General features: G+C 73.9%; 6 protein-coding genes and 1 pseudogene. 5 read left to right on the top strand and 2 right to left on the bottom strand.

Going from position 1 to position 6699, the window contains the following annotated elements:
* The 5 genes and pseudogenes from IE312_RS41385 to IE312_RS22660 form a co-directional block, all read left to right on the top strand.
* Positions 1-158, top strand: a pseudogene (locus IE312_RS41385) (ABC transporter permease); the annotation flags it as partial.
* Positions 134-868 carry an ABC transporter ATP-binding protein gene (locus IE312_RS22675; RefSeq protein WP_189984192.1) on the top strand — a complete coding sequence of 245 codons (735 nt, stop codon included), beginning with the start codon at positions 134-136 and terminating at the stop codon, positions 866-868. The pseudogene IE312_RS41385 and the gene IE312_RS22675, both read left to right, overlap by 25 nt.
* Entirely contained in the window at positions 865-2208 is a 1344-nt protein-coding gene (locus IE312_RS22670; protein WP_229900304.1) for an LLM class flavin-dependent oxidoreductase, read from the top strand. The genes IE312_RS22675 and IE312_RS22670 overlap by 4 nt, the downstream gene beginning before the upstream one ends.
* An 11-nt stretch (positions 2209-2219) precedes the next feature.
* Positions 2220-3110, top strand: a complete 891-nt coding sequence (locus IE312_RS22665; RefSeq protein WP_189984191.1) for a TauD/TfdA dioxygenase family protein — start codon at positions 2220-2222, stop codon at positions 3108-3110.
* A 120-nt stretch (positions 3111-3230) separates the two neighbouring features.
* Positions 3231-4616, top strand: a complete 1386-nt coding sequence (locus tag IE312_RS22660; protein ID WP_189984190.1) for an amino acid permease — start codon at positions 3231-3233, stop codon at positions 4614-4616.
* Positions 4617-4753: 137 nt separating this feature from the next.
* Here the strand turns inward: IE312_RS22660 and IE312_RS22655 are convergent, their stop codons facing one another.
* Positions 4754-5368, bottom strand: coding sequence for a histidine phosphatase family protein (locus IE312_RS22655; RefSeq protein ID WP_189984189.1), 615 nt, complete (start codon positions 5366-5368; stop codon positions 4754-4756).
* 29 nt (positions 5369-5397) lie between these two features.
* Positions 5398-6699 (bottom strand): FGGY-family carbohydrate kinase (locus IE312_RS22650; RefSeq protein WP_189984188.1); only part of this gene is annotated, 1302 nt, incomplete at its 5' end.

The raw sequence follows: 6699 nt of genomic DNA, 5'->3' as shown, positions 1-6699 counted from the left end.
GCCTCGGCTACATGATGTTCCAGGCGCAGAACTACGGCCAGAGCGACGTCATCCTGGTCGGCCTGCTGATCTACGGCGTCTTCGGCCTGATCTCCGACAGCGTGGTCCGTCTCATCGAACGGAGGGTGCTGTCGTGGCGCCGCACACTGAGCAACTGACCCGGCCGGCCGTGCGGCTGCGCGGTCTTACCCGGTCGTTCGAGGGCCGTACGGTCCTCGACGGCATCGACCTCGATCTGCCCGCCGGCCAGTTCACGGCCCTGCTCGGGCACAGCGGTTCCGGCAAGTCGACCCTGCTGCGGGCGATCGCCGGCCTGGACCACGGGGTGGCCGGCGCCGGGCAGCTGACGGCACCCGAGCGGGTGTCGGTCATCTTCCAGGACTCGCGGCTGCTGCCCTGGCGGCGGGTGCTGGACAACGTCCTGCTCGGCCTGGACGGCAAGGACGCCGGGGAACGCGGCCGGGCGGCCCTGACGGAGGTCGGCCTGGGCGGCCGGGAGCGGGCCTGGCCGGGCGAGCTGTCCGGCGGCGAGGCCCAGCGGGCGGCGCTCGCCCGTTCCCTGGTGCGCGAGCCGGAACTGCTGCTGGCGGACGAGCCGTTCGGCGCGCTGGACGCGCTGACCCGGATCCGGATGCACGCCCTGCTGCGCGAGCTGTGGCAGCGCCACCGGCCGTCGGTGCTGCTCGTCACCCATGACGTGGACGAGGCGATCGTGCTGGCCGACCGGGTCCTCGTGCTGGACTCCGGCCGCATCGGCCTCGACCTGACCATCGACCGTCCCCACCCGCGCTCCTACCGGGAGCCGGTACTGGGCGAGTACCGCGAGCGGCTGCTGGCCGCCCTCGGAGTGACGGAGGACCACCGGTGAGCACGAGAGAGCTCCACCTGAACGCGTTCCTGATGAACACCGGCCACCACGAGGCGTCCTGGCGGCTCCCGGAGAGCGACCCGTACGCCCACGTGGAGCTGGGCCACTACGTCCGGCTCGCGAAGATCGCCGAACGCGGCACCTTCGATTCCCTGTTCCTCGCCGACAGTCCCCAGCTGTGGGGCAACCTCGCCCAGCGGCCGGCCGGCGCCCTGGAGCCGCTCACCCTGCTGACGGCGCTGGCCACGGCCACCGAGCACATCGGTCTGATCGCCACCGCGTCCACCTCCTACAACTCCCCCTACAACCTGGCCCGCAGGTTCGCCTCGCTGGACATCGTCAGCGGCGGCCGGGCCGGCTGGAACATCGTCACCACCGCCGGCGCCGAGGCCGCCCGGAACTTCGGGCTCGCCGCGGAGCCCGCGCACGCGGAGCGGTACGCGCGCGCCGCCGAGTTCCTGGACGTGTCCCTGAAGCTGTGGGACAGCTGGGAGGACGACGCGATCGTCGGCGACAAGGCGGCCGGCGTCTGGGGCGACGACCGCAAGCTCCACCCGCCCCGGCACGAGGGGACGTACTTCAGTGTCGAGGGCGCCCTCAACGTGCCCCGCACCCCGCAGGGTTACCCGCTGCTGGTGCAGGCCGGCTCCTCGGAGGACGGCAGGGCGTTCGCCGCCCGGTACGCGGAGGCGGTGTTCACCGCCCAGCAGACCCTCGCCGACGCGCAGGCCTTCTACGCCGACCTGAAGTCCCGGACCCGGGCCGCCGGCCGGGACCCGGAGCACGTGAAGGTGCTGCCGGGGATCGTCCCGGTCCTCGGGTCGACGGAGGCCGAGGCGCGGGCCGCCGAGCAGCTGCTGGAGGACCACATCGTGTACGAGCACGGGGTGGGCCGCCTGGAGAGCCTGCTGCAGCTGCCGGCCGGGACGCTGCGGCTGGACGGCCGCCTCCCCGCCGACCTGCCGCCGGAGTCCGCCGTCGAGGGGGCCAAGAGCCGCTACACGCTGGTCGTGGAGCTGGCCCGGCGTGAGCGGCTGACCGTGCGGCAGCTGATCGGCCGGCTCGGCGGCGGGCGCGGGCACCTCACCTTCGCCGGGACGCCCGAGCAGGTCGCCGACCAGATCGAGACCTGGTTCACGCGGGGCGCCGCCGACGGCTTCAACATCATGCCGGCCGTGCTGCCCTCCGGTCTGGAGGCGTTCGTCGAGCACGTCGTCCCGGTCCTGCGCGGCCGCGGCCTGCTGCGCACCGAGTACGGGCCGCGCCGGACCCTGCGCGAGCGCTACGGCCTGCCCCGCCCCGCCAACCAGTACCTGACCCCCGCCCCCGCCCTGGTCTGAGAGGAATCCCCATGTCCATCGAGATCACCAAGGTCACCGCACGCATCGGCGCCCGCGTCAGCGGTGTCGACATCTCCCGCCCGCTGTCCGCCGAGGAGGTCGGCGCGATCCGGGAGGCCCTGAACGTCCACAAGGCGCTCGTCTTCGACGGCGTGCGCCTGGACGACGCCGGCCAGCAGGCCTTCGCCCGCCACCTCGGCGACCTGACCACGGCCCATCCGACGGTCGGCGCGGTCGACGGCGCCCCGAACGTGCTGCCGGTCGACAGCGAGCGGGGCCGCGCCAACCACTGGCACACGGACGTCACCTTCGTCCTGAACCCGCCGCAGGCCAGCACCCTGCGCTCGCTCACCGTGCCGCCGTACGGCGGCGAGACGCTGATCGCCAACGCGGCGGCGGCCTACCGGGACCTGCCCGAACCGCTGCGCCGGCTGGCCGACACCCTGTGGGCCGAGCACACCAACGACTACGACTACGCGGTGCCGGACGAGGAGATCGACGACGAGAAGGCCGCCCAGCGCGCCCAGTTCACGTCCATCACGTACCGCACGGCGCACCCGGTGGTCCGGGTGCACCCGCTGACCGGGGAGCGGGGGCTGTTCATCGGCGGGTTCGCGCAGCGCATCGCCGGCCTGTCGCTCGGCGAGTCCCGCAAGATCCTCGAGCTGCTCCAGTCGTACGTCGTCCGCCCGGAGAACGTGCTGCGCCACCGCTGGTCGGAGAACCAGCTGGTCCTCTTCGACAACCGCATCACCCAGCACTACGCCATCGACAACTACGACGGTCTGCCGCGCCGCCTGCACCGGGTGACCGTCGCCGGTGACGTCCCGGTGGGCGTCGAGGGCAAGGAGAGCTACTCGATCGAGGGGGACGCCTCCCACTACACACCGGTGGCCGCGTAGCCGTATATTCACGCTCCGTACGACAGGTGTCCGGATAGTGGGCGGTCTCTTCGCGTGAGCGGACAGGCTGCCCACACTGGCGGGGTTTTTGCCCGCCATCGCCCTGGGGGAGCCGCGCCCATGCCCAGCAGTACGACCAAGGAGACCCCGCCTCAGCAGCAGGCGGACGGCTCCCTCTCCCATGGCCTCAAGCAGCGCCATCTGTCGATGATCGCCCTCGGCGGGGTGATCGGCGCCGGTCTGTTCGTCGGCTCCGGTGCCGGCATCGCCGCCGCCGGCCCGTCCATCGTGATCGCCTACACCGTCTCCGGCCTCCTGGTGATGCTGGTGATGCGGATGCTCGGCGAGATGTCCGCCGCCTACCCGTCGTCGGGCTCCTTCTCCGCGCACGCCGAGCGGGCGATCGGCCCGTGGGCGGGCTTCGCCGCCGGCTGGTCGTTCTGGGTGCTGCTGTGCACCGCGGTCGGCCTGGAGGGGATCGGCGCGGCGCACATCGTCTCCGGCTGGCTGCCCGGCACGCCGGAGTGGATGTGGGTGGCGCTGTTCATGGTCGTCTTCTGCGGCACCAACCTGGCCGCGGTGAAGAACTTCGGCGAGTTCGAGTTCTGGTTCGCCACGCTGAAGGTGGGCGCGATCAGCCTGTTCCTGATCCTGGGCGTCCTGGCCATCGCCGGCGTACTGCCCGGCACGGACTCCCCCGGCGCCTCGCACCTCACCCACTTCCTGCCCCACGGCAGCGACGGCCTGATCATCGGCCTGCTCGCGTCCGTCTTCTCCTACGGCGGCATGGAGACGGTCACCATCGCCGCGGCCGAGTCGGAGAACCCGGTCAAGGGCGTGGCCTCCGCCGTCCGTACGGCGATGTGGCGGATCGCGCTGTTCTACATCGGCTCCATGCTGGTCGTCGTCACCCTGGTCCCGTGGGACTCCAAGGCGGTCGTCGAGAAGGGCCCGTACGTCGCTACGCTCGACCACCTCGGCATCCCGGGCGCCGGCCAGCTGATGAACGTCGTCGTGCTGGTCGCCCTGCTCTCGGCGATGAACGCCAACATCTACGGCTCCTCGCGCATCGCCTTCTCGCTGGTCGAGCGCGGACAGGGCCCGAAGGTGCTGGCGAGGCTGTCCGGCGGGGTTCCGCGGATCGCGGTCCTCGTCTCCTGCGTCCTCGGGTTCTTCTGCGTCCTGCTCAGCTACTGGAGCCCGAACGGCGCCTTCAAGTGGCTGCTGAACATGATCGGCGCGGTGATCCTGGTCGTCTGGATCTTCATCGCGGTCTCCCAGCTGCTGCTGCGCCGCCGCATCGAGCGCGAGAACCCGGGCAAGCTGGTCGTGCGCATGTGGGCGTTCCCGTGGCTGACCTGGATCGCGCTGGCCGGCATGGTCGGGATCTTCGTCCTGATGGCCCGGGAGCCGGACACCCGGGTGCAGCTGTACTCGACGGGTGTGATGACGCTGGCCCTGGCCGCCCTCGGATACGCCCTCCAGCGGGTGCGCGCCCGGCGCTGACCGCCGCGCTCACGGCGAAGGCCCCCACGTGTGACACGTGGGGGCCTTCGTGGTGCTCCGGCTCCCCGCCGCCGTGAAGGGTGAGAAGACGATCACGAGGCACGGGCGCCTTATTGCGAACTCGTCGCAATTGCAGACTAGCAGCAGGAAGGCACGTTGAGGGAGAGCAGCGCCGCCTGACCGCCGTCGATCCGCAGCTCGGTCAGCGCCGCGTTGCGCAGCCGCGGCAGGACGCGGCGGTACTCGGACAGCGGGATGCGCAGCAGGGAGCACAGCACCAGGCGGAGCAGGGTGTTGTGGGCGACGACCAGGACCCGCCCGCCCGGGTGCGCGGCGGCGATCCGGTGCAGGGCCGCGCCGCCGCGTGCCGCCGCCGCCCGGGGATCCTCCGCACCGGGGAAGGGGTGCGCCACCGGGTCGGCGCGGAATGCCTCGGCCGCGGCCGGGTCGTCCGCCGCGAACTCCGCGAGGGTACGGCCCTCCAGCACGCCGAAGTCGCACTCCCGCAGGCCGGGCTCCCGGCGCGGGACGAGCCCGAGGGCCCGGCAGGCCGGCTCGGCGGTGGCGGCCGCCCGGGACAGCGGCGAGGTCCACACCGCGTCCACCGGGTGCGCGGCCGCCCACCGCCCCAGCGCCTCGGCCTGGTCGCGCCCGGTGTCCGTCAGGGCCACGTCGCTCACGCCGGCGTACCTGTTCTCGGCGTGCCACACGGTCTGCCCGTGCCGGGCGAGGAGGAGGGTGGTGGGAGTCATGGGCAGCAGTATCCCGGGCGGAGCGCCTCTCACAGCCGCGCCCGCGCGTGCGCGGCCACCGGGTGCGGCAGCCACCCCCGTGCCTCCAGCTCCCCCACCAGCCGGGCGTACGGCTCGGCGAAGCGGGCGGTGCGGCCGGGGCGGGGCTCGACCGTCGTGCCGGTGCGCACCATCGCCCCGGCCACCGCGGCGAGCGTCGGCCCCGCCCCGGTGCCGTACGCGGCCAGGGCCGCCATGCCCAGCGCCGGTTCGGTGCGGGCCGGGACCCGCAGCGGGCGGCCCAGCACGTCGGCGCGCAGCTGGGTCCAGTAGGCGCTGCGGGCACCGCCGCCGGTGACGGCGAGGGGGCCGTCGAGGGGGGCGCCGAGGTGGTGGAGGTAGTCCAGGCAGAGGCGTTCGGTGAAGGCCACGCCCTGCAGCAGGGCCGCCCACAGGTCGGCGTCCGACTCCGGGGCGCCGAGCAGCAGGGAGGTGGCCCCGGGGGCGAGGAAGGGGAAGCGTTCGCCGGGCGAGACGAGCGGATAGGCGAGCGCGTTCGAGGGTTCGAAGGCGGCGGCGCGGGCGTCCAGCGCGGCCGGGTCCGCGCCCGGGAAGCGGGCCGTGAGCGCGCCGGCCCCGACGCTGGAGGCCCCGCCCGGCAGCCAGGTGCCGTCGGGCGCGCGGTGGTTGTAGACCACGCCGGCCGGGTCGGACACCGGCTGTGCCGCCGCGCCCTTGAGCACCAGCGTCGTGCCCAGGACCGAGTTCCAGGCGCCCGCGCGCAGCGCGCCGGCGGCGATCTGGGCGGCGCAGCCGTCGGTCATGCCCGCGACGACGGGTGTGCCGGCCGGGATGCCGGTGGCCTCGGCGGCGGCCGGGCAGACCTCACCGAGCCGGGTGCCGGGCCGTACCACCTCCGGGAGGACGCCCGCGGGCAGTCCGGCGAGGTCGGGCCACGCCTCGCGGTGCGGGTCCCAGGCCGTCTTCAGGGCGTGGCTGGAGTCGCTGGGGACCGGGTGGCCGGCCAGCCGGGCGGTGATCACGTCCGGCTGGTGGGCGGCCCGGCCGGGGCCGTGCGCGCCGAGCAGCCAGTGCACCTTGGGCAGCGCCCAGGTGTCCTGCACCGCGAGCCCGGCGGAGCGCAGCCGGCCCGCCTCGGCTGCGGCCCGCCCGTCGTCGTACATCAGCGCGGGGCTCACCGGCCGGCCGCTGTCGTCCGTCAGCAGCACGGTCCCGGAGGTCCCGCACACCGCGACCCCGGCCACCCGGACCCGCGCCCCGGCGAGCGCCGCCCGGCAGGCCGCGCCCACCGCCGTCCACCACTCCCCCGGGTCCTGCTCGTGCCGCACCCC

The organism is Streptomyces capoamus, assembly GCF_014654935.1.
Taxonomy (GTDB): domain Bacteria; phylum Actinomycetota; class Actinomycetes; order Streptomycetales; family Streptomycetaceae; genus Streptomyces; species Streptomyces capoamus.
This window is presented reverse-complemented; position numbering and strand designations above follow the sequence as displayed.

Coding starts and splice junctions, on each gene's coding strand:
- IE312_RS22660 (WP_189984190.1), top strand. CDS start 3,231: ATGCCCAGCAGTACGACCAAGGAGACCCCGCCTCAGCAGCAGGCGGAC.
- IE312_RS22665 (WP_189984191.1), top strand. CDS start 2,220: ATGTCCATCGAGATCACCAAGGTCACCGCACGCATCGGCGCCCGCGTC.
- IE312_RS22655 (WP_189984189.1), bottom strand. CDS start 5,368: ATGACTCCCACCACCCTCCTCCTCGCCCGGCACGGGCAGACCGTGTGG.